Source organism: Vibrio nereis NBRC 15637, assembly GCF_001591105.1.
Taxonomy (GTDB): domain Bacteria; phylum Pseudomonadota; class Gammaproteobacteria; order Enterobacterales; family Vibrionaceae; genus Vibrio; species Vibrio nereis.
Map to the genome: position 1 here is coordinate 159,578 of NZ_BCUD01000006.1, position 26,282 is coordinate 185,859.

The 26,282-nt window shown below is 45.5% G+C and carries 26 protein-coding genes and 1 tRNA gene; 15 read left to right on the forward strand and 12 right to left on the reverse strand.

Translation table 11 applies throughout. The annotated features are described in order from the left end of the window. Positions 1-3: 3 nt before the first annotated feature. Together folK and folB are read right to left on the reverse strand one after the other, a co-directional pair. The gene (folK, locus tag VNE01S_RS08695) at positions 4-498 is read right to left on the reverse strand and encodes a 2-amino-4-hydroxy-6-hydroxymethyldihydropteridine diphosphokinase (protein ID WP_053394215.1); all 495 of its coding nucleotides are present in this window, start codon (positions 496-498) and stop codon (positions 4-6) included. After that, positions 495-848 carry a bifunctional dihydroneopterin aldolase/7,8-dihydroneopterin epimerase gene (gene folB, locus VNE01S_RS08700; protein ID WP_053394216.1) on the reverse strand — a complete coding sequence of 118 codons (354 nt, stop codon included), beginning with the start codon at positions 846-848 and terminating at the stop codon, positions 495-497. Before folB ends, folK begins: the two co-directional genes overlap by 4 nt. Before the next feature lie 158 nt (positions 849-1,006). Between folB and plsY the strand changes: the two genes are divergently transcribed. Beyond that, positions 1,007-1,618 carry a glycerol-3-phosphate 1-O-acyltransferase PlsY gene (gene plsY / locus VNE01S_RS08705; RefSeq protein ID WP_053394217.1) on the forward strand — a complete coding sequence of 204 codons (612 nt, stop codon included), beginning with the start codon at positions 1,007-1,009 and terminating at the stop codon, positions 1,616-1,618. A gap of 20 nt (positions 1,619-1,638) precedes the next feature. Here the strand turns inward: plsY and VNE01S_RS08710 are convergent, their stop codons facing one another. Then, positions 1,639-2,454: an alpha/beta fold hydrolase gene (locus VNE01S_RS08710; protein ID WP_053394218.1), complete on the reverse strand. Its 816-nt coding sequence runs from the start codon at positions 2,452-2,454 to the stop codon at positions 1,639-1,641. A 123-nt stretch (positions 2,455-2,577) separates the two neighbouring features. Further along, entirely contained in the window at positions 2,578-3,594 is a 1,017-nt protein-coding gene (gene tsaD / locus VNE01S_RS08715; RefSeq protein ID WP_053394219.1) for a tRNA (adenosine(37)-N6)-threonylcarbamoyltransferase complex transferase subunit TsaD, read from the reverse strand. Positions 3,595-3,825: 231 nt separating this feature from the next. Between tsaD and rpsU the strand changes: the two genes are divergently transcribed. The 6 genes from rpsU (at position 3,826) to VNE01S_RS19700 (ending at position 10,051) form a co-directional block, all read left to right on the forward strand. Further along, on the forward strand, positions 3,826-4,041 hold the full coding sequence (gene rpsU, locus VNE01S_RS08720; RefSeq protein ID WP_001145625.1) for a 30S ribosomal protein S21: 216 nt from the start codon (positions 3,826-3,828) through the stop codon (positions 4,039-4,041). A 25-nt stretch (positions 4,042-4,066) separates the two neighbouring features. Beyond that, positions 4,067-4,510, forward strand: coding sequence for a GatB/YqeY domain-containing protein (locus VNE01S_RS08725; protein ID WP_053394220.1), 444 nt, complete (start codon positions 4,067-4,069; stop codon positions 4,508-4,510). A 93-nt stretch (positions 4,511-4,603) separates the two neighbouring features. After that, positions 4,604-6,361: a DNA primase gene (gene dnaG / locus VNE01S_RS08730; protein WP_053394221.1), complete on the forward strand. Its 1,758-nt coding sequence runs from the start codon at positions 4,604-4,606 to the stop codon at positions 6,359-6,361. A gap of 98 nt (positions 6,362-6,459) precedes the next feature. Beyond that, complete coding sequence (gene rpoD, locus VNE01S_RS08735) at positions 6,460-8,322, forward strand: RNA polymerase sigma factor RpoD (RefSeq protein WP_053394222.1); 1,863 nt, start codon at positions 6,460-6,462, stop codon at positions 8,320-8,322. Positions 8,323-8,475: 153 nt separating this feature from the next. Continuing rightward, positions 8,476-8,551: transfer RNA gene (locus tag VNE01S_RS08740), tRNA-Ile, on the forward strand. Between the two features lie 195 nt (positions 8,552-8,746). After that, positions 8,747-10,051, forward strand: a complete 1,305-nt coding sequence (locus VNE01S_RS19700; protein WP_053394223.1) for a methyl-accepting chemotaxis protein — start codon at positions 8,747-8,749, stop codon at positions 10,049-10,051. 66 nt (positions 10,052-10,117) lie between these two features. On the opposite strand, the gene VNE01S_RS08750 is transcribed toward VNE01S_RS19700, so the two are convergent. Next, on the reverse strand, positions 10,118-10,690 hold the full coding sequence (locus VNE01S_RS08750; RefSeq protein ID WP_053394224.1) for a YceI family protein: 573 nt from the start codon (positions 10,688-10,690) through the stop codon (positions 10,118-10,120). Positions 10,691-10,866: 176 nt separating this feature from the next. Further along, positions 10,867-11,721, reverse strand: coding sequence for a co-chaperone DjlA (djlA, locus tag VNE01S_RS08755; protein ID WP_053394225.1), 855 nt, complete (start codon positions 11,719-11,721; stop codon positions 10,867-10,869). 187 nt (positions 11,722-11,908) lie between these two features. On the opposite strand from djlA, the gene lptD reads away from it, so the two are divergent. From lptD to apaH, 6 genes are all read left to right on the forward strand, one after another. Continuing rightward, a complete protein-coding gene (lptD, locus tag VNE01S_RS08760; RefSeq protein ID WP_053394226.1) occupies positions 11,909-14,224 on the forward strand; it encodes an LPS assembly protein LptD in 2,316 nt (771 codons plus the stop codon). A 53-nt stretch (positions 14,225-14,277) separates the two neighbouring features. Then, a complete protein-coding gene (gene surA, locus VNE01S_RS08765; protein ID WP_053394227.1) occupies positions 14,278-15,573 on the forward strand; it encodes a peptidylprolyl isomerase SurA in 1,296 nt (431 codons plus the stop codon). Beyond that, entirely contained in the window at positions 15,563-16,555 is a 993-nt protein-coding gene (pdxA, locus tag VNE01S_RS08770) for a 4-hydroxythreonine-4-phosphate dehydrogenase PdxA (RefSeq protein WP_053394228.1), read from the forward strand. Before surA ends, pdxA begins: the two co-directional genes overlap by 11 nt. Before the next feature lie 12 nt (positions 16,556-16,567). Continuing rightward, positions 16,568-17,374 (forward strand): 16S rRNA (adenine(1518)-N(6)/adenine(1519)-N(6))-dimethyltransferase RsmA, encoded by an 807-nt coding sequence (gene rsmA / locus VNE01S_RS08775; RefSeq protein ID WP_053394229.1) that lies wholly within the window; start codon positions 16,568-16,570, stop codon positions 17,372-17,374. A gap of 69 nt (positions 17,375-17,443) precedes the next feature. After that, positions 17,444-17,821 (forward strand): Co2+/Mg2+ efflux facilitator ApaG/CorD, encoded by a 378-nt coding sequence (gene apaG, locus VNE01S_RS08780; protein ID WP_053394230.1) that lies wholly within the window; start codon positions 17,444-17,446, stop codon positions 17,819-17,821. A 20-nt stretch (positions 17,822-17,841) separates the two neighbouring features. Then, on the forward strand, positions 17,842-18,645 hold the full coding sequence (gene apaH, locus VNE01S_RS08785) for a bis(5'-nucleosyl)-tetraphosphatase (symmetrical) ApaH (protein ID WP_053394231.1): 804 nt from the start codon (positions 17,842-17,844) through the stop codon (positions 18,643-18,645). A 62-nt stretch (positions 18,646-18,707) separates the two neighbouring features. On the opposite strand, the gene folA is transcribed toward apaH, so the two are convergent. The 6 genes from folA to rplU all read right to left on the reverse strand — a co-directional run bounded on the left by folA (position 18,708) and on the right by rplU (position 22,716). Next, a complete protein-coding gene (folA, locus tag VNE01S_RS08790) occupies positions 18,708-19,187 on the reverse strand; it encodes a type 3 dihydrofolate reductase (protein WP_053394232.1) in 480 nt (159 codons plus the stop codon). Positions 19,188-19,223: 36 nt separating this feature from the next. Continuing rightward, positions 19,224-19,697, reverse strand: coding sequence for a threonine/serine exporter family protein (locus VNE01S_RS08795; protein WP_053394233.1), 474 nt, complete (start codon positions 19,695-19,697; stop codon positions 19,224-19,226). Further along, on the reverse strand, positions 19,694-20,461 hold the full coding sequence (locus tag VNE01S_RS08800; protein ID WP_053394234.1) for a threonine/serine exporter family protein: 768 nt from the start codon (positions 20,459-20,461) through the stop codon (positions 19,694-19,696). The genes VNE01S_RS08795 and VNE01S_RS08800 overlap by 4 nt, the downstream gene beginning before the upstream one ends. 207 nt (positions 20,462-20,668) lie before the next feature. Then, positions 20,669-21,841 carry an Obg family GTPase CgtA gene (gene cgtA / locus VNE01S_RS08805; protein ID WP_053394235.1) on the reverse strand — a complete coding sequence of 391 codons (1,173 nt, stop codon included), beginning with the start codon at positions 21,839-21,841 and terminating at the stop codon, positions 20,669-20,671. A gap of 285 nt (positions 21,842-22,126) precedes the next feature. Beyond that, positions 22,127-22,384: a 50S ribosomal protein L27 gene (gene rpmA, locus VNE01S_RS08810; protein WP_053394236.1), complete on the reverse strand. Its 258-nt coding sequence runs from the start codon at positions 22,382-22,384 to the stop codon at positions 22,127-22,129. Positions 22,385-22,404: 20 nt separating this feature from the next. Then, the gene (rplU, locus tag VNE01S_RS08815; RefSeq protein WP_053394237.1) at positions 22,405-22,716 is read right to left on the reverse strand and encodes a 50S ribosomal protein L21; all 312 of its coding nucleotides are present in this window, start codon (positions 22,714-22,716) and stop codon (positions 22,405-22,407) included. Between the two features lie 256 nt (positions 22,717-22,972). Between rplU and ispB the strand changes: the two genes are divergently transcribed. Together ispB and VNE01S_RS08825 are read left to right on the forward strand one after the other, a co-directional pair. Beyond that, positions 22,973-23,944, forward strand: a complete 972-nt coding sequence (gene ispB, locus VNE01S_RS08820; protein WP_053394238.1) for an octaprenyl diphosphate synthase — start codon at positions 22,973-22,975, stop codon at positions 23,942-23,944. 451 nt (positions 23,945-24,395) lie between these two features. After that, positions 24,396-26,156, forward strand: a complete 1,761-nt coding sequence (locus tag VNE01S_RS08825; protein ID WP_053394239.1) for a bifunctional lysophospholipid acyltransferase family protein/GNAT family N-acetyltransferase — start codon at positions 24,396-24,398, stop codon at positions 26,154-26,156. Positions 26,157-26,282 lie beyond the last annotated feature (126 nt).

Genomic DNA, 26,282 nt, shown 5'->3' on the forward strand with positions numbered 1-26,282 from the left:
TCATTATTTTGGGACAACGAACCACAGAGGAACTGGGTTCAGTACTTCTTTATAGGATGATTCCTGCCATACTTGACGGACGGTTCGACCATCATTTGGGATAATTAGTTCAGCACAAAGTTCATTAAGAGGCTCTATCACAAAGCCATACTTATAGATATCACTACGCGGTAACTCGGGATCTTGTTGAGAGGTATGCTCGCCAAACAAAATGATATCAAGATCTACCGTTCTAGGTTCAAACTTTTTCGCTTGCTCAGAACGGCCCCATTTGAACTCAATTTGGCGTAATTGTCGTGAAAACTCTGACAAACTTAGTGTCGTTTTCATTTCTACGACAAGGTTGAAAAAGGCATTTCCTTGAAAACCCACCGATTCGCATTCATAAATGGTTGATAAGCGAAGTTCACTACCCAAACTGTTCAGCTCATCAATAGCCGCTTGAATATGCTTACGTCGTTCCACATTGGAGCCAATCCCAATGTAAGCCGTGATCATGCATTGCCTCGTTCGATGATCACACCAACACCTTTTGCTTGAGCAACCGCACCTGGCTTAGTTAAACGGATTTTAATCCATGGCACATTGAAGCGTGTCATGATGAGCTCAGCGATTTCTTCTGCAACGCGTTCAACCAGTAAAAAGCGACCACCTTCAATATGATTGAGTACAGCCTCGCTTACCTGAGAGTAATCCAACGCATCGATGACATCGTCGCTTTTCCCTGCAGGACGATTGTCGTGAGCCATTTCAATATCCAACACAAGTTTTTGTTTAATTTGCTGTTCCCAGTCATAAACACCGATTGTTGTAATCACTTCTAATTGCTCGATAAATACTTTATCCATGCGCTTTGCTTCCTTAGAGGTCGGATACCCAATTTGATTAAAAAGTCGTACTATTTCATTTTTTCAAACTCCCTACCTGGGTGGTTTGGGAGTCTTAAGCAAGATATGATATCAATTAGTTGCTTAGCAAACACCTCTAAAAGATGAGTTAAATCAGTATGACCCCATTAGCACTTGTGATGATCATTGCCGCCTACCTGTTAGGTTCGATCTCGAGTGCTGTTTTGATCTGCCGGATTCTGCGTTTGCAGGATCCTCGGCAAGTTGGTTCCAATAATCCAGGTGCCACGAATGTCCTAAGGATCGGAGGCAAGAAAGCGGCAGCATCGGTCCTACTGTGTGACATGCTTAAAGGAACCATTCCTGTATGGGGCGCATTCTTTCTTGATATTGAGCCAATCATTTTAGGCGTCATTGCTATCGCGGCATGCCTTGGACATATGTATCCGATATTTTTTCACTTCAAAGGGGGCAAAGGTGTGGCAACCGCGCTGGGGGCAATCGCGCCTATCGGGTTAGATTTTACCGTTATGGTACTTGGTACATGGCTCGCCGTCGTGTTTGCCTTTCGCTACTCGTCCCTAGCTTCTTTAACAACAGTACTACTGGCACCGTTCTACACATGGATGATCAAACCCCAATACACCCTGCCCGTGGCAATGCTGTGCTGCTTGATCGTTTTTAGGCACCACCAAAACATTAAACGCTTGCTTGAAGGATCTGAGCCTAAGGTGGGGGAGAAAAAGAACGGCTTGGATAAAGCCTCATAATCAGAGGCCTTATCCATTTCTTAGTGAGCGTGTTTCGCTAAAAATTCTAACAGAATATTGGAAACGAACTCTGGTTGTTCAAGATTCGAAATATGGCCAGCATTCGGGATCTGCACTAATTCAGCACCAGAAATACAGTCAACCATCAAATAAGATTCCAGTACTGGGCGCGGAGCATCTTCTTGACCAACGGCAATTAACACAGGTAGTGCGAATTTTTCGATATCTTCAAATTGGTCACGACGACCAAACACCATTTTGCCTATTCTCGCCACTTCCACGGCTTGCTCTCCAGAGAGTGTAGCTAGCTTACGACGGAAAGACTCTACTAACGCTGGCGAATCATTTGTCGCATTGCGAGCAAAAAACATTGGTACTACAGCATCAATAATTGGCTCAGGGACTCGTTGAGCGTCACTGATGGTATCCAGCATCGAAAAGTACTTTTGATGTGTTATTTCCGGCTCTAGCCCGACAAAGGTATCCATCAATACTAAAGATTTAACTCGTTGTGGTGCTAAGGTCACAACCTCTGTCCCCCACATTCCTCCCACAGACAAGCCAACGATCGAAAACTCTTCGATATTCAAATGATCCATTAGTGCTAAAATCTGTTGCGCATAGTCCGTCAAAGATCGAGTTGAAGACGGTGCATGATCTGACTCACCATGAGCCCATAGTTCAGGAACAATACAACGGTATTGTGCTCGTAAAGCATTAACCTGAGGTGCCCACATCGCACTGTCCCAAAGATAACTATGGCCAAATACGATCACCGGCCCTTGCCCTTCATCCAAGTAGGCCATTTCACGCCCATCGATAGAAAACTTATGCATATTTTTTCCGTTATATTTATCAATACAGACTACAAATGATATTCGGTTTAGAGCCATTATCTGTTTCTATTACAGAAGAACAAAAGGCCGCTGTAATAAGCGGCCTTTCATCTAAACTTTGCTTTAAGCGATAGGATCCAACTGATCAATCGGCCAGCGCGGCGTTGCTTGCACTGAAAGATCCGCTAATTCACCATTTTTCAGGCGCTGCATACCAGCGTACGCGATCATCGCGCCGTTATCGGTACAAAACTCTGTACGAGGGTAATACACTTCACCGCCAACTTTCTTGGCCAACTGTTCCAGATCAGCACGTAAACGGCGGTTGGCACTAACGCCACCAGCAATAACAATGCGCTTAAACCCTGTTTGCTCCAAAGCGCGCTTACACTTGATCGTCAAAGTGGCACATACCGCCTCTTCAAATGCTAACGCGATATCTGCACGGGTTTGTTCATCGTCACCGTTTGCTGCGATAGTATTCGCGGTAAAAGTTTTAAGGCCAGAGAAGCTCATATCTAATCCCGGGCGGTCTGTCATCGGGCGCGGGAATTTAAAGCGTCCAGGAGTGCCTTTCTCTGCTAACTTTGAAAGCAGTGGGCCTCCTGGGTAATCTAACCCCATCAATTTTGCGGTCTTATCGAACGCTTCGCCCGCAGCATCGTCAATCGACTCACCCAGAATTTTGTATTCACCGATGCCTTTCACTTCCACCATCATTGAGTGACCACCGGATACCAACACAGCCACAAACGGGAATGGTGGTGGATTGTCTTCCAGCATTGGCGCGAGCAAATGTCCTTCCATGTGATGCACAGGCACAGCAGGCACACCCCATGCGTAAGCAAGGCTTCGACCTATGGTCGCACCAACCAGCAGCGCACCGACTAAACCTGGGCCAGCGGTATAAGCCACACCATCAATATCTTGAGGTGTCACATTGGCTTCAGCCATTGCCGCTTTGATCAATGGAATGGTCTTTTTTACATGGTCACGAGACGCCAGTTCTGGCACAACACCGCCGTAGTCTGCATGCAGTTTTACCTGACTGTAAAGTTTATGAGAAAGCAGGCCTTTCTCATCGTCGTAAATCGCGATTCCTGTTTCATCACAAGAGGTTTCGATACCAATAATGCGCATGGTTTACCCTGGATGTCTCTGTCTATAATTCAAAATTGGCGCAATATTACCTCGCCTTTGCTTCTCAAACAAATTTTGTACAGACTATAATCGACAAAGTGCTTTACAAAGCAGTAGCGATCGGATTAAAATTCCGCACCATTTTTGATCAAGCTGGTTTGAGACTGAACATAAGTGTTTGGCTCACTAACGTTCCAGCATTAACGAATTAACCCCTGAGGTGAAAGGCATATGCCAGTAGTTAAAGTACGTGAAAACGAACCGTTCGACGTTGCTCTACGTCGTTTCAAACGCTCTTGCGAAAAAGCAGGTATCCTTTCTGAAGTGCGTCGTCGTGAGCACTACGAAAAACCAACTACAGTTCGCAAACGCGCTAAAGCAGCAGCTCAAAAGCGTCACGCTAAGAAGCTAGCTCGCGAAAACGCTCGTCGCGTTCGCCTGTACTAATAACTCGGTCCAAAAGGATTCAGTTATGGCTCTCATTGAACAACTCAAAGAAGAGCAAAAATTAGCGATGAAAGCCAAGGACAAAACGCGCCTTGGTACTATTCGTTTAGCTCTATCAGCAATTAAGCAACGTGAAGTTGACGAACAGATCACTCTGGGCGATGACGACATTCTTGCTGTATTGACTAAAATGGTTAAACAACGTCGCGACTCTGTAGCGCAATTTGAAGCAGCAGGACGTCAAGATCTTGCTGACGCTGAGCAAGCTGAAATCGCTGTACTTGAGGACTTTATGCCTCAACCGTTGACAGAAGATGAAGTAAGTGTACTGATTGAAAGTGCAATTGCGGAATCGGGTGCTGCGGGCATGCAAGACATGGGTAAAGTGATGGCAGTGCTTAAGCCACAAATTCAAGGGCGTGCAGATATGGGTAAAGTAAGTGGTTTAGTTCGCTCTAAACTCGCTTAATTACCCAACCCAATTGCAGCAAGCCGTGCTATCCTTTGGAGCGCACGGCTTGTTTGTATCTATCCTCAGTATTTTCTTTCTTTGTTAGGTTTTATGGCAGGACACATCCCTCGCAGCTTTATTGATGACCTACTCGCACGACTTGATATCGTCGATATCATTGACGCTCGTGTAAAACTTAAGAAAAAAGGCAAAAACTACGGCGCTTGCTGCCCTTTCCATAACGAAAAAACGCCTTCTTTTAGCGTCAGCCAAGAAAAGCAGTTCTATCACTGTTTTGGCTGTGGTGCGCATGGTAACGCCATCGACTTTATGATGGAATACGAGCGCCTAGAGTTCCCCGAAGCCATTGAAGAGCTTGCCTCTTTCCTAGGCTTAGATGTTCCCCGCGAGCAAAGTAGTAATGGGCGTTTTCAGTCCAATCGTCCACAAGCCAGTACCGAGCAAAAGCGCAACCTCTACGATTTAATGGGCAGTATCGCTCAGTTTTATCGGGATCAATTAAAGCTATCAAGTAGTAAGATCGCGATCGATTATCTCAAAGATCGCGGTTTGTCCGGCGAGATCGTACAAAAATTTGGTATTGGCTATGTCGCTGATGAGTGGGATTTAATCCGTAAGAACTTCGGCCAAAACAAACAAACGCAAGATATGCTGGTATCTGGCGGTATGCTGATCGAAAATGACAAAGGCAACCGCTACGACCGCTTCCGTGGTCGAGTGATGTTCCCTATCCGTGATCGTCGTGGCCGTGTCATTGGCTTCGGTGGCCGAGTCATTGGGGATGGAACACCAAAATATCTCAACTCGCCAGAAACCCCTATCTTCCATAAAGGCAAAGAGCTATACGGCCTTTATGAGGTAATGCAAGCGCATCGAGAACCCAAACAAATCTTGGTCGTTGAAGGCTACATGGATGTTGTCGCTTTAGCGCAATATGGCGTCGATTATTCTGTTGCTTCACTGGGCACGTCAACCACTGGCGATCATATCCAACTGCTGTTTCGCCAAACCAATACCGTTGTCTGTTGCTACGATGGTGACCGTGCGGGTAAAGAAGCCGCATGGCGAGCCCTAGAGAATGCTCTTCAATACCTTAAAACAGGTAACACGCTTAAATTCTTGTTTTTACCAGATGGTGAAGACCCAGATAGCTACGTGCGAAAATATGGCAAAGAGGCGCTTGAGCAACAAATCCAGCAAGCGACACCGTTATCAAACTACCTGTTTGATAATCTAATAGAAATCCACCAGCTCAACCTCGGCAGTAATGAAGGTAAGTCTGCTCTGCGCGCGCACGCCAGTGCTTTGATCGAGAAAATCCCCGATCCTTACTTCCAAGAACTGCTAGAAAAGCTGCTAGATGAACGAACAGGATTCGATAATCGCCTTCGACAAGCAAGAAAACATAAAGGTGAAACCCGACCTCAACCGCATAAAGAGATAAAACGCACTCCAATGCGGGAAGTGATCACTTTGCTTATCCAGAATCCGAACTATGCTCAAATGGTACCAGATCTCTCAAGTGTGAGAGATCTAACAGTTCCTGGACTAAGATTATTTGTAGAAGTGCTTGAATATTGTCATCAGCATCCCAATATAAATACGGGCCAGTTAATAGAACACTGGCGTAATACAAGCCAAGAGGCTTTACTATCTCGTCTAGCAGGATGGGAGATTCCCCTAGATGAAGATAATGAACAAGATATATTTTTAGACTCACTGGACAAAATACTTGCTCAGTGTGTTGAAAAACAAATTGAGAACCTGCAGGCCAAAGAAAGAAGTGTCGGTTTATCAGCCGAAGAAAGAAGGGAGCTGCTAGCACTCATGCTAGATTTAAAAGCGTAACCCTGTTCGAATAGTCAGCAACCAATTAATTTGTTACTATGTGTGGTTTGCAACTCGCATACTAATTCCTTCACCAGATACTAAGTTGGATACCGTCTATGGATCAAAATCCGCAGTCACAGCTAAAACAGCTTGTCATTAAAGGCAAGGAACAAGGCTATCTGACCTACGCAGAAGTAAATGACCACCTGCCAGCAGAAATCGTAGATTCAGAGCAGGTAGAAGATATCATTCAGATGATCAACGACATGGGTATCCGTGTTGTAGAAACAGCACCAGATGCTGATGATCTGGCTCTGAATGACGATGAGACTATCACCGATGAAGATGCAGCAGAAGCTGCTGCGGCAGCACTGTCAAGCGTAGAGAACGAAATCGGCCGCACAACTGACCCAGTACGCATGTACATGCGCGAAATGGGCACAGTTGAACTACTAACTCGTGAAGGCGAGATCGACATCGCTAAGCGTATTGAAGATGGTATTAACCAAGTTCAAAACGCAGTGGCTGAGTATCCAGGCACAATCCCTTACATTCTTGAGCAGTTTGACAAAATCCAAGCGGAAGAACTTCGCCTGACTGACCTGATTACAGGCTTTGTTGACCCTGATGCAGAAGAAACAACTGCACCAACTGCTACCCACATTGGTTCTGAACTCGCTGAATCTGATCTTGAAGATGAAGACGAAGAAGACGCCGATGAGAATGAAGAAAAAGATGAAGACGACTCTGACGAAGAGGAAGATACAGGTATTGACCCTGAACTTGCTCTAGAGAAGTTCACAGCACTTCGTAATACGTTCCAAAATTTCCAGCTGGCTTGTAATGAGTACGGCAAAGAAAGCCCTAAAGCACAAATTGCTCACGAGCTAGTGCTGGACGTATTCAAAGAGTTTCGTCTAACACCAAAGCAGTTTGATTACCTAGTGAATGAGCTGCGCACTTCCATGGAACGAGTACGTACTCAAGAGCGCTTGATCATGAAAGCGTCTGTTGAATATGGAAAAATGCCTAAGAAGTCTTTCATTGCCCTATTCACTGGTAATGAATCAAGCGACGCATGGCTAGATGAGATTTTAGCGTCTGATAAACCTTACGCTGAAAAAATTCGTCGTAGCGAAGATGATATTCGTCGTTCAATCATTAAGCTAAAACACCTTGAAGAAGAGACATCTTTAACGGTTCAAAGCATTAAAGACATCAGCCGTCGTATGTCTATCGGTGAAGCGAAAGCTCGTCGCGCGAAGAAAGAGATGGTTGAAGCGAACTTGCGTCTGGTTATCTCTATCGCGAAGAAATACACCAACCGTGGCCTACAATTCTTGGATCTGATCCAAGAAGGTAACATCGGTTTGATGAAAGCAGTAGATAAGTTCGAATACCGTCGTGGTTACAAGTTCTCTACTTACGCTACTTGGTGGATTCGCCAGGCGATCACACGTTCAATTGCAGACCAAGCGCGTACAATCCGTATTCCGGTTCACATGATCGAAACGATCAATAAGCTGAACCGTATCTCTCGCCAAATGCTGCAAGAGATGGGTCGTGAACCGTTACCGGAAGAACTGGCTGAACGTATGCAAATGCCAGAAGATAAGATCCGTAAAGTACTGAAGATCGCGAAAGAGCCAATCTCAATGGAAACACCAATCGGTGACGACGAAGATTCGCACCTAGGTGACTTCATTGAAGATACCACGCTAGAGCTGCCATTAGACTCAGCGACCTCAGGTAGCCTAAGAGTCGCAACGAAAGATGTACTGGCAGGTCTGACTCCTCGTGAAGCGAAGGTACTGCGTATGCGTTTTGGTATCGACATGAATACTGACCACACTCTGGAAGAAGTGGGTAAGCAGTTCGATGTTACTCGTGAGCGTATCCGTCAGATTGAAGCGAAAGCGTTACGTAAGTTGCGTCACCCAAGCCGCTCAGAAACTCTGCGCAGCTTCTTAGATGAGTAATTTACCAAACTCTTGGTTTATATGATTAAAAGGTGAGCTATGGCTCACCTTTTTAGTATTTATCTGATTTAAATGGATAAAAACTAAGCGCAATTACCCCACTACCTGTCTAGACAGCATAATCTTCATCCCCTATAATCAGTGCCCTACAAAGGCCCCTTAGCTCAGTGGTTAGAGCAGTCGACTCATAATCGATTGGTCCGCAGTTCAAGTCTGCGAGGGGCCACCATATTTAGAAAGGCGTAGCAGGTTAATACCTACTACGCCTTTTCTCTTCTTACACCTAAATTATATGTCTAAGGCGCAATTTCAGTACGAAATACTCCGTAAACGCAATTTTCATCCCCCACTTAATTGCAGTTGCCCGATGTCCTACTAAACTCATTTCACAAGTATTAATGACTACGGTGTTGGAGAAACACGGATGTTTGGCTTCAAACGCACACAATCAAAAGAAAGATCTGAATTAGATACAGAGCTGGTAGCAGCCGCTAATTTTAGAGAATCGCTAAAAAACACAGTCCCGTACATTGAGTTCACGCCAGAAGGCGTTATTTTGTACGCTAATGAACAATTTCTTGCGGTCACAGGTTACTCTTTGGACGAGGTACTTGGAAAACACCATAGCTTTCTATGTTTTCCAGAAGATGTTGAAAAACCAAATTACAGACAGCTATGGCATGACCTTGCGAATGGAACACCTCAAAGTGGCCGATTCATTCGCAAGAACAAGCAAGACACGGCTATTTGGCTGGCAGCAACCTACTTCCCTGTCACCTCACACGCTGGCAATGTCGAATATGTGGCAAAAGTCGCAGCGGATGTAACGGCCGAACAGCAAGAACGAGAAAGAAACCAAGCTCTGCTGAGTGCCTTAGATAAGTCTTTGGCCGTCATAGACTTCGAACCTGACGGCACAATTATTACCGCCAATAAGAACTTTCAAGCCTGTATGGGCTACCAAGCCGAAGAAATTTCAGGGCAACACCATCAAATATTCTGCACACCTGAATTCTACCAAGACAACCCCAATTTCTGGAACGAACTCAGTTCTGGAGCGATTAAACAAGGGCTATTTCAGCGTATAGATAAAATGGGCAGAAGGCTCTGGCTAGAAGCTACCTACAACCCTATCTACAATCATGCTGGTAAAGTAGTGAGGATCATTAAGCTCGCCAGCGACATTACTGAGCGAGTAGATAAAGCGATGAAGGTCAATGAAGCCGCTACCACATCGCTAGAAATCGCCCAGCAAACCGTAAACTCTGCGATCCAAGGCAAGCACCACGTCACTAACCTCTTATCAACCTCTGAAGCAATCAACCAGTCAGTGGAAGACATCAACCACTTAGTGTCAGATCTCAACAAACAGTCAAAAAATGTTGAAGAGATCATATCAACCATTAGCGCAATTGCAGAGCAAACCAACTTGCTCGCACTCAACGCAGCTATCGAGGCCGCACGAGCAGGCGATCAAGGACGTGGCTTTGCTGTCGTAGCAGATGAAGTGCGTAATCTGGCGGCGAGAACATCAAAATCAACCGAAGAAATCACCAATGTGATCAATGATAACTCCAAAATCACGTCTGATTTAGATAGCAAATTACAAACCGTGATCGAAAAAACCACGCTTGGTGAAAATCACACAGCAAAAACATCAGAAATCATTGATGAAATAACAGAAGATGCGAAAAGAGTATCCTCAACGATTGAGAATCTCTCTCTTTAGGTAAAAAAGATGTATGGCACAAACAATCAAAGCCTAATGAGGAGATCATTAGGCTTTGCCGTTACCCTACTTCATAAAGGTCAGCGTGACGCTAAGAGGCACTTGAGTAGAGATAGGAATATCCCCAACGGTCGCTGATAGTTTGGTTAAGCTCTCTGCAGGAATACCAAAATCCTCCGCGTTTACGATGACCGGAGAGTATGAACTAACGGTGATAGCACTTTCTGCACTTATCACGATAACCGGGAATTCCATCATGTGAGTAGTGCCATACATTGTCACCTCGGCAGGAATAGTCATTTTTTGTGGGCCGCTAGACATTGCTTTCCAGTCGACTGAACCAGAAACCGTAACCTGAGGGTACGCTGCAACGTTAAAGAATAATTCACTTAACCGTGTATCACGAATAGGGACACCGGTGCTCACACTTTTCACATCACCCACCACTTGGAATTGACCATTCTCATTAAGCGAGCCTGACGATAAACTCATGGTCGCGGGTTCTACCACAAATTGCTTTTTAATGGTGGCAAAGCTTACCGAGGATAGATCTGTAGCAAGTTGATAATCCGTTGCTGATAGCGCTGAAGAAGAAAACAGTGTCATAGCAAGACTGACTGTAAGGGAAGTATTTCTCATTGTATTGACCTTAGCAATGCGTGTTCATATTCATACTAGTTGTAGATAATGATCCACGTGCAACAAACACGCTTTATTTTCAATACTGTCTCTAAGGTAAGATTTTCGACGCGATACATCGCTCAAAGACATGAGCGATGTTTTTTCTTCTTAAGCACTACATTAACTCAATCAGCTTAAAAGCCTTTAGCTTTCTTAATTAAGTCGTAGGCGTTTTGGATCTCTTGTGCTTTCTCTTTGGCCACGTTCATCATTTCTGGTGGTAGGCCTTTAGCCATCAGCTTATCTGGATGGTGCTCATTCATAAGTTTACGATACGCTCGCTTCACCGCCTTCGCATCCGCGCTACTATCAACGCCCAAGACTTTATACGCATCACTCAGTTGATCCGCCGTCGAGGCTTGTTGCCAGCTCCCTCCTGACTGATGAGATTGTCCCCCACCAGCATGGCCGCCAAATCCACCATGTTGGAATCGAAACGCCGCTTCTTGCATTCGCAAACGTTGCTCAAGTTGTTCAGATGAGAAACCTAACCCTTTTGCCACCTTGTGTAATACTTGTCGCTCACTAGGGTGAATTTCGCCATCCGCAAACGCCGCGGAAATTTGCAGTTCAAGGAAAAACTGCATTAAATCAAAACGCCCTCCCGCTGAAATTCGGACTCTTTGCAGGACGGTCTCTAAAGGAAAATCTGCCCCCTTGCCCTCTCGGAAAGCATCTTGTGCGGCTCGACGCTGTTCCCCATGTAGATTCATCCTATCCATCATGGTGCTGGCTAATTCAATTTCTTGTCGTGTCACCTGACCTTTAGCTTTTGCCAAGTGCCCCATCACAGCAAAAGCCGCTTTAAAGAACTCTTCTTGCCGCTCGGCCTGACTTGGCCCTCCGCCAAACCCTGAATTAAAACCAGCGTCTCTTAAACGGCGAGCTTTATCAAACTGATGGCCGATAAATACGCCTAACAGCGCACCGAACAAGTTGCCAAAAAGAAAGCCAAAAAAGCCCCCTAAAATTTTGCCAAAAATATGCATTATGTGCTCTCAATCTATGAATTTTTTCATCGTAAAGCGGTCTGATAGTGCTGTTAGCTACAAATTCCTTTATCATAAGCACCGTTTTATTTTTATTTCGGTAACCTAAAAGCCAAGAGGTTAACTCTCTGGAACGGCTGGGAATCGATAACCGGAAATAACAAGATCAACAGGATAGTAAAACTCGATGTCACCTTTTTCCCGCACCCTATTAGCCGCTTCAATCAGTGCAGCTCTTTTTGTGCCTCAGACTCAAGCAGAAGCTATGTTAGACGATAGTGTGCAGGAACTGCCCGCTATAGATCAATGTTTGATCGACGAACACGAGCCTGAAGACCCAAATCAACAACCCGTAACTGTTGAAGCTGATAGCTTAGAAGCGATCAGCGGAGATAAAGCGACCTACAGCGGCAATGTGGTCGTCGTTCAGGGTAAAAAACGTGTGCAGGCCGATCAAGTCACGCTGCATGAAAAAGAAAACATCATCGTGGCAGAAGGACATGTCGCATTCAGTGACGGTCAAGTAAAAGCCACATCCGATAAGGTCACGAACAACCTAAACACCGACGATGTCACGCTAGAAAACACGCAATACCAATTCCTGTGTGAATCGGGCCGCGGGGAAGCGGTCTACGTTTCAAAAACGGGCAAAGCGGTGTACGAGATTGAAGATGGCAGCATTACTTCTTGCCCAGAAGGCGATAATGCTTGGCGAATGCTCGCATCAGATATCGAGATTGATCAAAATGAAGAAGAAGCTACATTTTACAACACTCGTTTCGAGGTTTTGGATGTGCCAATTTTCTATGTGCCTTACTTAACCTTACCTATTGGCGACACACGTAAAACAGGCTTCTTGTACCCAACTATTTCTTACGGTTCTAGTGATGGCCTTGAAATCGATGTGCCTTTTTACTGGAATATCGCGCCCAACTACGATTTAGAAACCACGCTGAAGTACATGCAAAAGCGTGGCGTTCAGCTAAACAATAAATTCCGCTATCTCTCTGCATTTGGCCAAGGCCAGTTGGAAGCAGAATACCTCGCCGATGACGAGAAGTACCCAGAGTTAGAAGACCGCTGGGGCGTTCAATACACGCACAGCGGTATTTATCAGCAAGCTTGGAAGTTTCATATTGATTACTCTCAGGTTAGTGATATCAACTATTTCACGGATTTAGACTCCAATATTGGTAGTCGAGAAGACGGCCAGCTCGTGCAAGAAGGCAGTGTTCAGTATCGTACCAATAATTGGGATGCCAAATTACTCAGCCGTGACTTCCAGGTACTGACGGAAAGAGATAACCTCCCCTACCGGATTCTCCCTCAGCTCTCGTTTAACTATTACGCGCCAGAGCTGCTCAATGCCTTTGACTTTGATGTGATAAGCCATGTAACGCGCTTTGACACCGACGCCAAAGGGAAGCCATCAGCCACACGTGTTCACATTGAACCAGGTATTTCCTTACCTATCGGCACCACTTGGGGCTCATGGACGACGGAAGCTCGCGTATTAGGGACTTACTATCAACAAGAGCTTGATGGTGTGAGTGACCCAGATTTGGAAGAGAATGTGTCACGTGTCATTCCAGAGTTTAGAACCGTGGCTGGTATTATATTGGAGCGTGATACGGTTGTTTTAGACAATTACACGCAAACCCTAGAGCCGAAAATCCAGTATTTGTATATCCCGGAAGAAGAGCAAAATAATATCGCTAACTACGATACGACGTTGCTACAAAGCGATTATTACGGACTCTTCCGCAGCCGAAAATACAGCGGCGTCGATAAAATCCAAGGGGCAAATCAGCTCAGTTATGGTGCGAGTACTCGTTTCTACGATGACAACTATAAAGAGCGCCTTAGCCTCTCTTTTGGTCAAATCTTATACATTGATAAAGCCAACCGTTTAGACATCAGTTCTGACAGCCCATCAAATTATTCAGCCTGGGCTGTAGAGATGGACTTCAACTACAATGACGCCATTTTTTATCATGGTGGTATTCAATACGATATCGACACCAATAGCGTTCAATCCGGAAACAGTACGCTGGAATATCGCTTTGATAAGGGGTATGTCCAAGGTAACTACCGCTACGTAACGCGCGAGTACATCAATAATACGCTAGGGGATAGCCTGGGTGATCTGGATGCGATTACCGAAGATGGCATCTCTCAAGTTGGACTATTGGCCAACTATAAACTGTCCAGACACTGGGATACGAATGTCCAATACTTCTACGACTTAACCACCGACCAAGCGATAGAATGGCTTGGCCAAGTCAGCTACACATCAGATTGTTGGTACGTCGGATTTTCTTACAGCAATCAGCTTAGAACTTGGGAACCAGAATTTACCAGTTACCCAGCCGCAGAGCCTGACTACGAGAGCAACTTCAGTATTAACATCGGTATTGTTGGATTCGGCACTCAAGTTGGTGGCATTTCTGGCAGCAGTGATAACTCACTAGGCTATGGCCGCCCATTCTTCTTGAACAACTAATTTCCCCGTTTGCTGTCTAACCGCAGCAAACGAATCAATGGATAGGAACACAAATGAAACTTTGGAAACAGTCGCTGCTTGCATTAATTGCGGTCAGTCATTTCACATTTGCCAATGCCGAGCCTGTCGAGCTGGATAAGATTAACGTCATCGTTAATAGTGGCGTTATTTTAGAAAGTGATATCGACACATCCATTAAAGCCCTCAAAGCAAATGCAAAACAGAGCGATCAAGCGCTACCAAGCCATGACGTACTGCGTCAGCAAGTGACTGAAAAGCTGATCATTGATACGCTCCAGCAGCAAGAAGCAGAACGTATTGGTGTGCGCATAGATGACAGCCGTCTGAGCACCGCTATTGACGATATTGCCAAGCAAAACAACCAAACCGTTGAGCAGCTGACCGCCTCTTTAGCCGAAGAAGGCCTTACTTACTCTGAATTTCGTGAGCAAATCCGTAAGGAAATCGCCGCCAGTGAAGCTCGCAACGCACTCGTTCGCCGCCGTATTAACATCCTTCCTGCGGAGGTGGACAACTTAGCCAATATTCTCGCGAAAGAAACCAATGCCACTGTGCAATATAAAATTGGTCATATTCAATTGCGACTCAATGACGGTGATGACCCTGCAGCAAAAAAAACGCAAGCACAAGAGATCGTTGATAAGCTGAATGCGGGCTCCGATTTTAGCACCATGGCTTACACCTACTCTAAAGGACCGAAAGCATTGCAAGGTGGTGATTGGGGCTGGATGAGAAAAGAAGAAATGCCGACCATTTTCGCCGACCAAATCAATCTAGAGAATAAAGGCAGCGTGATTGGACCATTTCGTAGCGGTGTCGGCTTCCACATATTAAAAATCGAAGATGTAAAAGGCCTTGAAACCGTAGCGGTGACAGAGATTAATGCCCGCCATATCCTGATCCGCCCAACCGTGATCCTAAGTGATGAAGGTGTACAAAGAGAGCTCAACGATATCATTCGACGTATTCGTGCAGGCGAAGCAACGTTTGGCGAAATGGCAAAGCAATACAGCCAAGATCCTGGCTCGGCTGCCCAAAACGGTAAACTCGGCTACCAAACCTCTGACATCTACGTTCCTGAGTTTAAACACCAAGTGGATACGCTACCAATCGGTCAAATCAGTCAACCATTTAAAACCGTGCATGGTTGGCATATCGTCGAAGTGTTGGATCGCCGTCAAGTCGACCGTACCGATTCCGCATTAAAGAACAAAGCGTATCGCATTTTGTTCAATCGTAAGTTTAATGAAGAAGTGAGCGCGTGGTTACAAGAGCTGCGAGCCAGTGCCTACATTGAAATGGTAGAGGATAGCGAAAATGACCGTTAAACGTATTATCGTTACCGCTGGCGAGCCAGCTGGTATTGGCCCAGATCTCGTTCTCGCATTGTCTAAAGAGGACTGGACTCACCAGATTGTCGTTTGTGCAGACAAGAGCATGCTACAAGCACGCGCGGAACAACTCAGTATCAAAGTGGACCTCATCGACTATGATGCAACACAAACCGCAGCGCCTCAGCAAGCGGGGACACTCATTGTTGAACACGTTCCGCTAGCAGAAACGGCCGTCGCTGGTACCCTCAATGAAGCCAATGGTCACTATGTATTAAAAACCCTAGAAAGAGCGGCTTTGGGCTGTATGAATGGTGAATTTGATGCTATTGTCACCGGCCCTGTGCACAAAGGGGTTATTAACCGTGCAGGGGTAGCGTTCAGTGGGCATACCGAGTTTTTTGCGGAAAAATCCAATACTCCACTGGTTGTGATGATGCTCGCGACAGAAGGATTACGCGTCGCATTAGTCACCACTCATATTCCTCTGGCAAGCGTATCGAAAGCGGTAACAGAAGAAAGATTGGAAAAAATCATCCACATTCTGCACAAAGATTTAGTGGAAAAGTTTGCTATCCCGTCACCTAAAATTTATGTATGTGGATTGAATCCGCATGCAGGTGAAGATGGTTGTCTCGGCAACGAGGAAATAGAAACCATCACCCCGACACTAGAAAAATTGCAGCAGCGTGATGGCATTAACTTGATTGGGCCGCTTCCAGCGGACACTATCTTTAATGAGAAGTACCTTCAAGATGCTGACGCTGTGCTAGGGATGTACCACGATCAGGTGCTCCCTGTACTAAAATACAAAGGCTTTGGGCGTTCGGTGAATATCACGTTAGGCCTGCCTTTCATTAGGACTTCCGTTGATCACGGAACCGCATTAGACCTTGCAGGGACAGGCGATGCGGATACAGGAAGTTTTAGGACTGCGCTGGCTCATGCGATTGAGCTAGTGGAAAAGAAAACCAGTTAACTTGAGAAAATTATGAGAAATGATGTCCATCTAGGGCACAAAGCGCGTAAACGCTTTGGTCAAAACTTCTTAAATGACCCATATATTATCGACGGTATTGTCTCTGCAATTAACCCTAGACCTGGTCAAAACCTAGTTGAGATCGGCCCAGGCCTAGGTGCAATCACAGAACCTGTTGGACGCGAAGTCGATAAGTTTACGGTGATTGAACTTGACCGTGACTTGGCAGATCGCTTGCGTAACCATCCAGAACTCGCAGATAAGCTGACAATTCATGAAGGCGATGCCATGCGCTTTGACTTCACACAGCTAGTAAAACCAAATAACAAGCTGCGTATCTTTGGTAACCTGCCATACAACATCTCGACCCCGCTGATGTTCCACCTTTTTGAATACCATAAAGATATTCAAGATATGCATTTTATGTTGCAAAAAGAAGTGGTTAACCGTCTAGCGGCTGGCCCTGGTTCTAAAGCATACGGTCGTCTAACGGTCATGGCGCAGTACTACTGTAAAGTTGTACCTGTGTTAGAAGTGCCGCCAACCGCGTTTGTCCCACCACCGAAAGTGGATTCTGCGGTTGTTCGCCTCGTGCCGTACGAAGAACTGCCTTACCCAGCGACTAGCCTTAGCTGGTTAGAGCGTGTGTGTCGTGATGGTTTCAACCAACGCCGTAAAACAGTTAGAAACTGCTACAAAGGCCTGGTTGCCGCAGAAACACTGGAAGAGCTTGGCATCAACCCGGGCATGCGACCAGAGAACCTAACACTAGAGCAATTTGTTGATTTAGCTAACTGGCTAGACGCAAATCATAAATAATCTTCATATACTTAGAGTTGTACGCTTGACGGCGACAACTCTATTTTTTGGCTTTAAGCAGGAGTTAAAATGGAATCCGCCCCTTGTATAAAAGTCCAAGTCCATACCAAATACATTCCTGAGCAATCTCAGCCCGATGCTAAGCGATACGTATTTGCCTACATCATTACCATAAAGAACCTCAGCTCTCAGACCGTTCAACTCATCGGTCGCCGTTGGTTGATCACTGACGCCAACGGAAAACAGATGACAGTAGAAGGAGAAGGTGTTGTAGGTCAACAACCCTTTATTTCTGCCAATGATGAATACACTTACAACAGTGGTACAGCTCTTGAGACACCTGTTGGCGTGATGCAAGGTCAATACATAATGCAGGATGAGAATGGCCAAGAGTTCATGGCGGACATCGATCCTTTTCGCCTCGCTCTTCCCAATATTCTCAACTAATCTCAATTTAGGATAAGCTTGTGTCCACATACATTATTGGTGATATCCAAGGCTGCTTTGATGAGTTGCAGCATCTTCTTGCGCAAGTCGATTTCAATTCCGAGCAAGACACACTTTGGATTGCCGGAGATTTAGTCGCACGCGGCCCTAAATCTCTTGAAACTCTTCGTTTTATTAAGTCACTAGGAAACAGTGCAAAAGTTGTACTGGGTAACCATGACTTGCATCTTTTAGCGGTATCGCTAGGCATACATAAAGTAAAGAACAAAGATAAAACCGCCGCTATCTTTGCTGCGGAGGATAAAAACCAATTGTTAGCGTGGTTACGAAGCCAACCTTTACTTGCTGAACACGACGAGTTCGTAGTGTGCCACGCAGGAATATCGCCTCAATGGACTCTAGAACAAGCGCGCTCAAGCGCACGAGAAGTCGAAGCGGTTCTGCAAAGCGACAATTGGCAATGGTTGATTGAAAACATGTATAGCAACCAGCCTGACTATTGGGACGAAGACCTGACAGGATTAGATCGTTATCGCTATATCATTAACGCGTATACCCGAATGCGTTTCTGTTTTGCCAATGGTCGTCTCGATATGGAATGTAAGCTGCCTCCAGAAAACGTCGACCAAGCTGGATTAGTTCCATGGTTTGAAGTCAAAGATCGCGTCATGCTCGATAAAACCATTTTGTTTGGCCATTGGGCGGCCCTAGAAGGTTACCATGGAAAAGATGCCATCGGCTTAGATACTGGCTGTGTCTGGGGTGGCAGTTTGACCATGTTGCGATGGGAAGATAAACAGTTCTTTACCCAGCCTGCTCTATAGACCCAAATAGAAAAGGCCAGTGTGAAACACTGGCCTTGTACGACATATTTAGCAGTATGAAGTTACTTCTCTAATACCACGAATCGCATATCATACGCGTTCTTTTCATCGGCTGGGTATTGCTCGGAATAAGTCTCTTTGAACTCATAGCCCCACTCGGGAAACTGAGTGTCACCTTCAACCTCTGCATCAATATGTGTAATGTAAAGTTTGTTAGCTTTGGCCAGGCACACTTCATAAATCGTACCACCGCCAATGATCATCACCTCTTCAACATTACCAGCGGCCTGAATCGCGTCGTCAATCGATGTCACTGTTACAACACCATCAATCGCTAAACTTGGATCGCGGCTGATCACAATATTTTGACGTCCAGGTAAAGGACGCCCTATCGACTCATAGGTTTTACGCCCCATCACCACTGGTTTCCCCATGGTACAGCGTTTAAACCAAGCGAAATCCGCTGGCAAATGCCAAGGCATCTGATTATCTTTACCAATGATTCTATCTTGTGCCATTGCGGCGATCATACTAATGATCATTCCTAATACTCCTGGATTCTGCTTGGCCTAACGACCTTAAACAATGGGTTTGCGGCGATAGAATAGCAACCCTGGCATCGCTAAGCCAACCGCTAATCCTGCAATAATAAACATCGCTTTAAGGAAATTTTCCATCAGCATCGCAACGAGCTCTGGACTGTAACCACGGTGGTTCAACTCCACCAAGGCGATCATAGCTTTAAAGGCAAACACACCTGGCACCATTGGGATCAAAGCGGCTACCGTAAAGACCTTAGGATGCGCAAGAAAGCGATGCGACCAATGAATGCCGACCATACTGACGATCATCGCCGCGAAAAAAGTAGCCCACTCAATCGGCACACCAAACTGCATCATTAAATAACGTGAACCATGGCCAATCGCACCACCCAAAGCACAATAGATTAAAGCCCTTTGCGGAACGTTGAATACCAATGCAAAACCGACTGCGGGGATTGACGCAAACGCCATGTCATTAAGAAGACCGAGCAATAGTTCAAAAGTCATCATAGTACCCACCCCCACACGCCAACCAAACTCATCGCGGCAACGATGCCCAGGCAGGTAGCCAAGGTCAATAAACTGGCCATCACAAAGCGCGCTATGCCCATATTGATGTAACCTTTGAGCATGTCTGCGACCGAGTTAATTAAAGGAAAGCCAGGAACCAACATTAAAACCGAAGAAGCCATCACTACAAAAGGAGCATTGCCAAGGTTATAAATCACGGCTTGTGCCGAGACAGCCGTAGTAACGAAAGCCGTCGCCGCAAAGTTCATCAAAGGGTTGAAATGGCGATGACCGATTTCTTGCCTGACCACCATCCCGATAGCAGAGGCGATGAAGGTCATGACAAACACCGTCCAATCCCCTCCTGCTAGGCGACTAAATGCCGCGCAGGATAAGCCAATCATAAACACAACCAACCATCGGTTGTAACGCTCCGGGCTGATCTGGTTGAGTTTTTTCTTTGCCATCGAGTAGTCGATGATACCGCGCTCAAGCATAATGCAAATCCGTTGCACTTGTGTGATGACACGCATATTTATCCCGCGATCAGGGCAACGACGCGCAGTCGTGATGCAGTGCTCTTGGTAAACCGTCGTGACAACAATGGAGCTTGCCGATAGTGAAACTTCGACTTCATCCATACCCGCCGCAATACCAAAACGACGCATTAAATCGCCGACCAATGTACTTTCAGCACCATGAGCCAGTAGCATTTGCCCCGCATGAGCAATTAAACGAGACACTGACCGTTGTTTAGAATCCATGAACCTGCTCTACTCCTTTAGAATCCAACCTCAACATTAACAAATCAAGCTATTCCACTATTTAATGAACATAGTTCAAGTGTGCAACACGGGTAATGACCCCGTTTTCTTCAAGCTATGTATTGTTGCGAATAATCTACCTGAATGATTTGATTTAGACACAAAAAAAGCCGCAATAGATAATTGCGGCTTCAATTTCGTCAGGAATTAATCGCGAACGTAAACAACGTGCCCGTCATCTTCTTCGTCGTCCCAATCATCCCAGTCATCATCATCTTCGGTGATAACGTTGTTACCAGACATCGCATCTTTATGGTAGTCATCCCACATGAAGTTGACTTTCTCTTCTTCAGAAAGCTCTTCCTCTTCACGAGGCAAGTTATCCATAAAGTCAGCCAGCTTATAACACAACTCTTTTGTGCCTTGCTTATTCACTGCCGAGATCTTGAAGTATTCGTCTTCCCAACCCAGAGCATCAAGAACGCGTTGGATGATTTCATCCGCTTCTTCTTCCTGCATTAAGTCAACTTTGTTGAACACTAACCAACGCGGTTTATCCGCAAGCTTTTCGCTGTACTGTTCTAATTCATCAATGATCGTCAGTGCATTTTCAACAGGATCCGACTGATCAATTGGCATGATATCGATCATATGCAGCAGTACGCGACAACGTTCTAAGTGTTTAAGGAATCGAATACCAAGGCCTGCACCGTCAGATGCCCCTTCGATCAGACCAGGAATATCCGCAACCACAAAGCTTTTCTCTGGAACCACACTGACAACACCAAGGCTTGGGATCAGTGTCGTAAACGGATAGTCTGCCACTTTAGGCTTCGCAGCAGAAACAGAACGAATAAAGGTAGACTTACCCGCATTTGGCAGGCCTAGCATACCAACATCCGCCAACAGCAATAGCTCTAGACGCAATTCACGCACTTCACCTTTAGTACCCATCGTCTTTTGACGTGGTGCACGGTTAACTGAAGACTTGAAACGCGTGTTACCTAGACCATGCCAGCCGCCTTTGCCAACCATCAGCTTTTTGCCGTGCTCAGCAACTTCAGCAACAATTTCATTTGTGTGAATATCTACAGCGCGTGTACCAACAGGAACACGTAGTACTTTATCCTTACCACGCTTACCCGTACAGTTACCACCACGGCCATTTTCACCACGTTCCGCTTCGTAGAAGCGCTGGAAGCGATAATCAATTAGCGTATTGAGGTTTTCATCAGCTTGGATGTAAACATCACCGCCATCACCACCATCACCACCATCAGGTCCGCCTTTTGCAACGAATTTCTCACGCCAGAAACTCACTACACCGTTACCGCCATCACCGGCTTGAACTTTAACTACCGCTTCATCAACGAATTTCATCTCTTACTCCGCTCAATTGCTACTTTACATAGCAGCGTTGCAAATATCATCTCACCCCAAAATATGGTCGTGAATGATATAAATTCTAGCAGATCCCATTTTCAGATCGATCACCTAAACCTAAGATCGTCTGCTACCCAGGAACAAATAATGAGGGACTTTTTTCAAAGTGCCTTAGTATTGGCTCCACCCAGAAGATACTGAGTTACTATAAATAAAAAACCCCGCCGAATTGGCAGGGCTTTTGAATTCAGCTAGAAGCCTAAATTCTTATCTCAGCTAAAATTACTCAGCGTCGATGCTAACGAATTTACGGTTCTTAGGACCTTTTGTCTCGAACTTAACTTTACCGTCAGTTAGAGCAAATAGAGTGTGGTCTTTACCTAGGCCAACGTTGTTACCAGCGTGGAACTTAGTACCGCGTTGACGAACAATGATGTTACCTGCAAGTACAGATTCACCACCGAAACGCTTAACACCTAGACGTTTGCTTTCTGAATCGCGGCCGTTACGAGTAGAACCACCAGCTTTTTTGTGTGCCATTGTTAAACTCTCCTATTAGATTAAGCGTTGATACCAGTGATCTTCACTTCAGTGAACCACTGACGGTGACCCTGTTGCTTACGAGAGTGCTTACGACGACGGAACTTAACGACTTTAACTTTGTCGCCACGACCGTGTTGTACTACTTCAGCAACCACTTTACCGCCCTCTACTAGAGGAGCACCAACTTTAATGTCTTCACCGTTAGCAACAAGAAGAACTTTTTCAAATTCTACAGTTGCACCAGTTTCAACGTCTAATTTCTCTAAACGAAGAGTTTGACCTTCGCTTACACGGTGTTGTTTACCACCAGATTGGAAAACAGCGTACATATCTTACTCCGCTTTTTCCGCACAGCCTTTCTTGAGGGTGTGCGCTAAACTAATCATCAATAGGGCGCAGATTCTACAGAAGAGACGTCCCTATGACAAGCCATATTTTGAAAAAATTGGCGAAAAGCTAATCGCCAATGAAAAGTGCGGCAATCATGCCTTTTAACCATGTATTAATCAACGTTTTTTAGTGTATTATCCAACGATTAAAACAGATAAGAATACCTTATAAGTTCTAACTTCAGCCGGATGTACCATGGATTTTAAAGCTATCCAAGCGCTTACTGCCGATGACATGGCAAAAGTGAACGAAACAATTCACGCTCAACTTAACTCTGACGTATCTTTAATCAACCAACTCGGGTTTTATATCATCAGTGGTGGTGGTAAGCGGATACGCCCACTTTTGGCTGTTTTATCAGCCCGTGCTTTGGGTTACCAAGGAGACGCTCATACAACAGCGGCTGCTTTTATTGAGTTTATTCACACTGCAACACTCTTGCATGACGATGTTGTTGATGAATCCGACATGCGTCGTGGTAAAGCGACGGCCAACGCTGCATTTGGTAACGCGGCCAGTGTCCTCGTCGGCGACTTCATCTATACCCGCTCTTTCCAAATGATGACAGAGTTAGGATCAATGAAGATCCTTCAACTGATGAGCAATTCGGTTAACGTCATTGCGGAAGGTGAAGTTCAACAACTAATGAACTGCAACGACCCAGACACGACTGAAGTAAGCTACATGCAGGTCATCTATTCCAAAACTGCTCGCTTGTTCGAAGCCGCAACACAGATTGGTGCCATTCTAAACGATGCGTCAGCAGAAACTGAGCTGGCTATGCAAAATTACGGTAAATTTCTTGGTACCGCATTCCAGTTGATCGATGACGTGATGGACTACACATCAGACGGCGATGAGATGGGTAAAAACGTCGGTGACGACCTAGCAGAAGGTAAACCAACGCTGCCTCTTCTCTATGCGATGCAAAACGGTACGCCTGAGCAAGCGACCATGATCCGCGAAGCCATCGAAAAAGCCAATGGCATGGAAAGGCTAAACGATATTCTGGCTGCGATGGATGAAACAGGCTCTTTGGAATACACACGCCAAAAAGCGTACGAAGAAGCAGATAAAGCGATTGCTGAACTCAGCGTTCTACCCGAATCTCCATACAAAGAAGCGATGGTAGCACTGGCGCACATGGCGGTACATCGCAGCAAATAGAAAGCCACACCATAGAAACAGCAACGGGAACCCGCTAGGGTTCCCGTTTTTCCATCTTGTTTATTTCCTTCACTTAAGTACCGCTACCCAAGCTATTTGTATAAGTCAGATGGCTTATTCCAGATCAGCAAAACGAAGGCAAATTGGCTGTACGGCGTTACTGGCGTGAGTCTTAAGCTCGATATTTATAAGCAACAATGTACGTACCCTCGATATTGAAATTAGCAATAAAACTTAACAATAGATGCAAAATTAGTATGTTTTGTGAGCGATATATTCTTTAAAACAAGACTGTTTCCCATTCTTACATTTCTCACCGACTTAGGCTCTCTGACTCCTCTCCCTGTCATCTGCTCTTCACTATTCTGTCACTGATTCCTCATTTTACTGACCCGCTTTTGCAATATCCCTTTCTTACTCTCTCAAGGGTCTTTGTTCTAACGAGGTTTATATGGAAGTCTCTAGCCCGTTTCGTTTACCAAGAAAAACCCTGTTTGGTTTAGGTGAGAATTTTGCAGAGTGGGCCACCGGTCTCAGCAAACTGGATAAATTTTATGCCCAGCGTCCGGCAGGTTGTGATACCCAGGCGTTCCTGACATTCACATTAGAGATCCTAGGGATCGACTACCAAGTGGTAAAAGGATCATTGGCTCACATCCCGACTTCAGGGCCCACCGTAATCGTCGCCAACCATCCCCTTGGCTGTGTAGAAGGCGTGATCCTTGCAGAGCTTTTATTGCAACTTAGAAGCGATGTTCAAATACTCGCGAATCAGTACCTGAAAACGGTGCCAGAGCTGGATGAATTATTCATTGGTGTGGATGTTTTCGAAGGAAAAAACGCACATAAGGCCAACCTAAAGGCGCTTCGACAAGCACATCAACATCTTGAAGCAGGCGGTTTGTTACTCCTATTTCCCGCTGGGGAAGTCTCACAGCTGGTGGACCGAAAAACGCAACGTTTGGAAGACAAAGAATGGAGTCGCTCCGTCAGTAGCTTAATTAAGAAGTCACGCGCCACCACAGTCCCCGTTTTTATTGACGGCCAAAACTCTAAACGCTTCTATATGGCGGGTAAGGTTCACCCATTGCTAAGAACTCTGATGCTCGGACGAGAGTTACTCAATAAGTCCAAAGAGTGTATTAACTTATCTATTGGATCTGCCATTAAGTTCAAAGAGCTGAATGGCCTGACTGATAGCCAAATAGTGAATTATTTACGCCTCAATACTTACCTGCTACAAAACAAAACACTGACAACGAGTGATACCCGCCCACATACTACAGAAGCCTTACCCATCGCAGATCCTCTGCCGCTTAATGATCTGCTGATCGATCTTGATACCTTGCCTAACGATCACCACATGCTATCCAGTGGTGAGTTTGAAGTTTACTGCACAAGCTCAGAGCATATCCCATCACTCCTGCATGAGATCGGTCGACTAAGAGAGAAAAACTTTCGCAAAGTCGGCGAAGGCACCGGGCTCGCACTGGATATTGATGAATTTGACCGTCATTACCTCCACCTTTTTATCTGGGATAGAGACAACCAGTGCTTGGTGGGCGCGTACCGTTTAGGGCTGGTCGATAACCTTTTAGATACCTGTGGGCTAAATGGTCTATATTCTCGTACCTTATTTCATTATGAACAGCCGTTTTTGCAAAGTATGGGAAAAGCGATCGAGATGGGACGCTCAGTGATCGATGAACCATACCAAAAAAGCATGGGCGCCCTGCTACTGCTTTGGAAAGGGATTGCGACATACATTCAGCGCAACCCTGACTACACCCATCTATTCGGCCCGGTAAGCATCAGCAATGACTACAGTGATCAAGCCAGACAATTGCTCGCTGAGACGATGACTTTGCATCACTACGATGCAGAAAAGGCAGAATACGTGACGCCCACTAACCCTTTGCCAAGTCAGCACAATGGCTGGAACACCAGCATGCTCACCGCACTTGGAGACATACAACTGCTCTCGCGTGTGATTGCACGTATTGATGAAGGAAAAAGCGTACCAGTATTGCTCAGGCAGTACTTGGCGTTAAACGGAAAATTAGTCTCTTTTAACGTCGACCCAGATTTCAATAACGCTCTGGATGGATTAATTATGGTCGACCTACGACAAGTACCTGTCAAAACTCTAGCCCGGTATATGGGTGCCGATAAGGCCCGCCAATATATGGAATATCACCAAATTCCACTCTAACCGTTCAGCCTTAATTGTGCCGCGTGACTCATGCGGCACTTTTGTTATCAAGATCATCAACCTCATTCCCACACCTATGCGTACAAATCATTGGTATCAATGGCGTACTGGGAAAGATCCAACCAA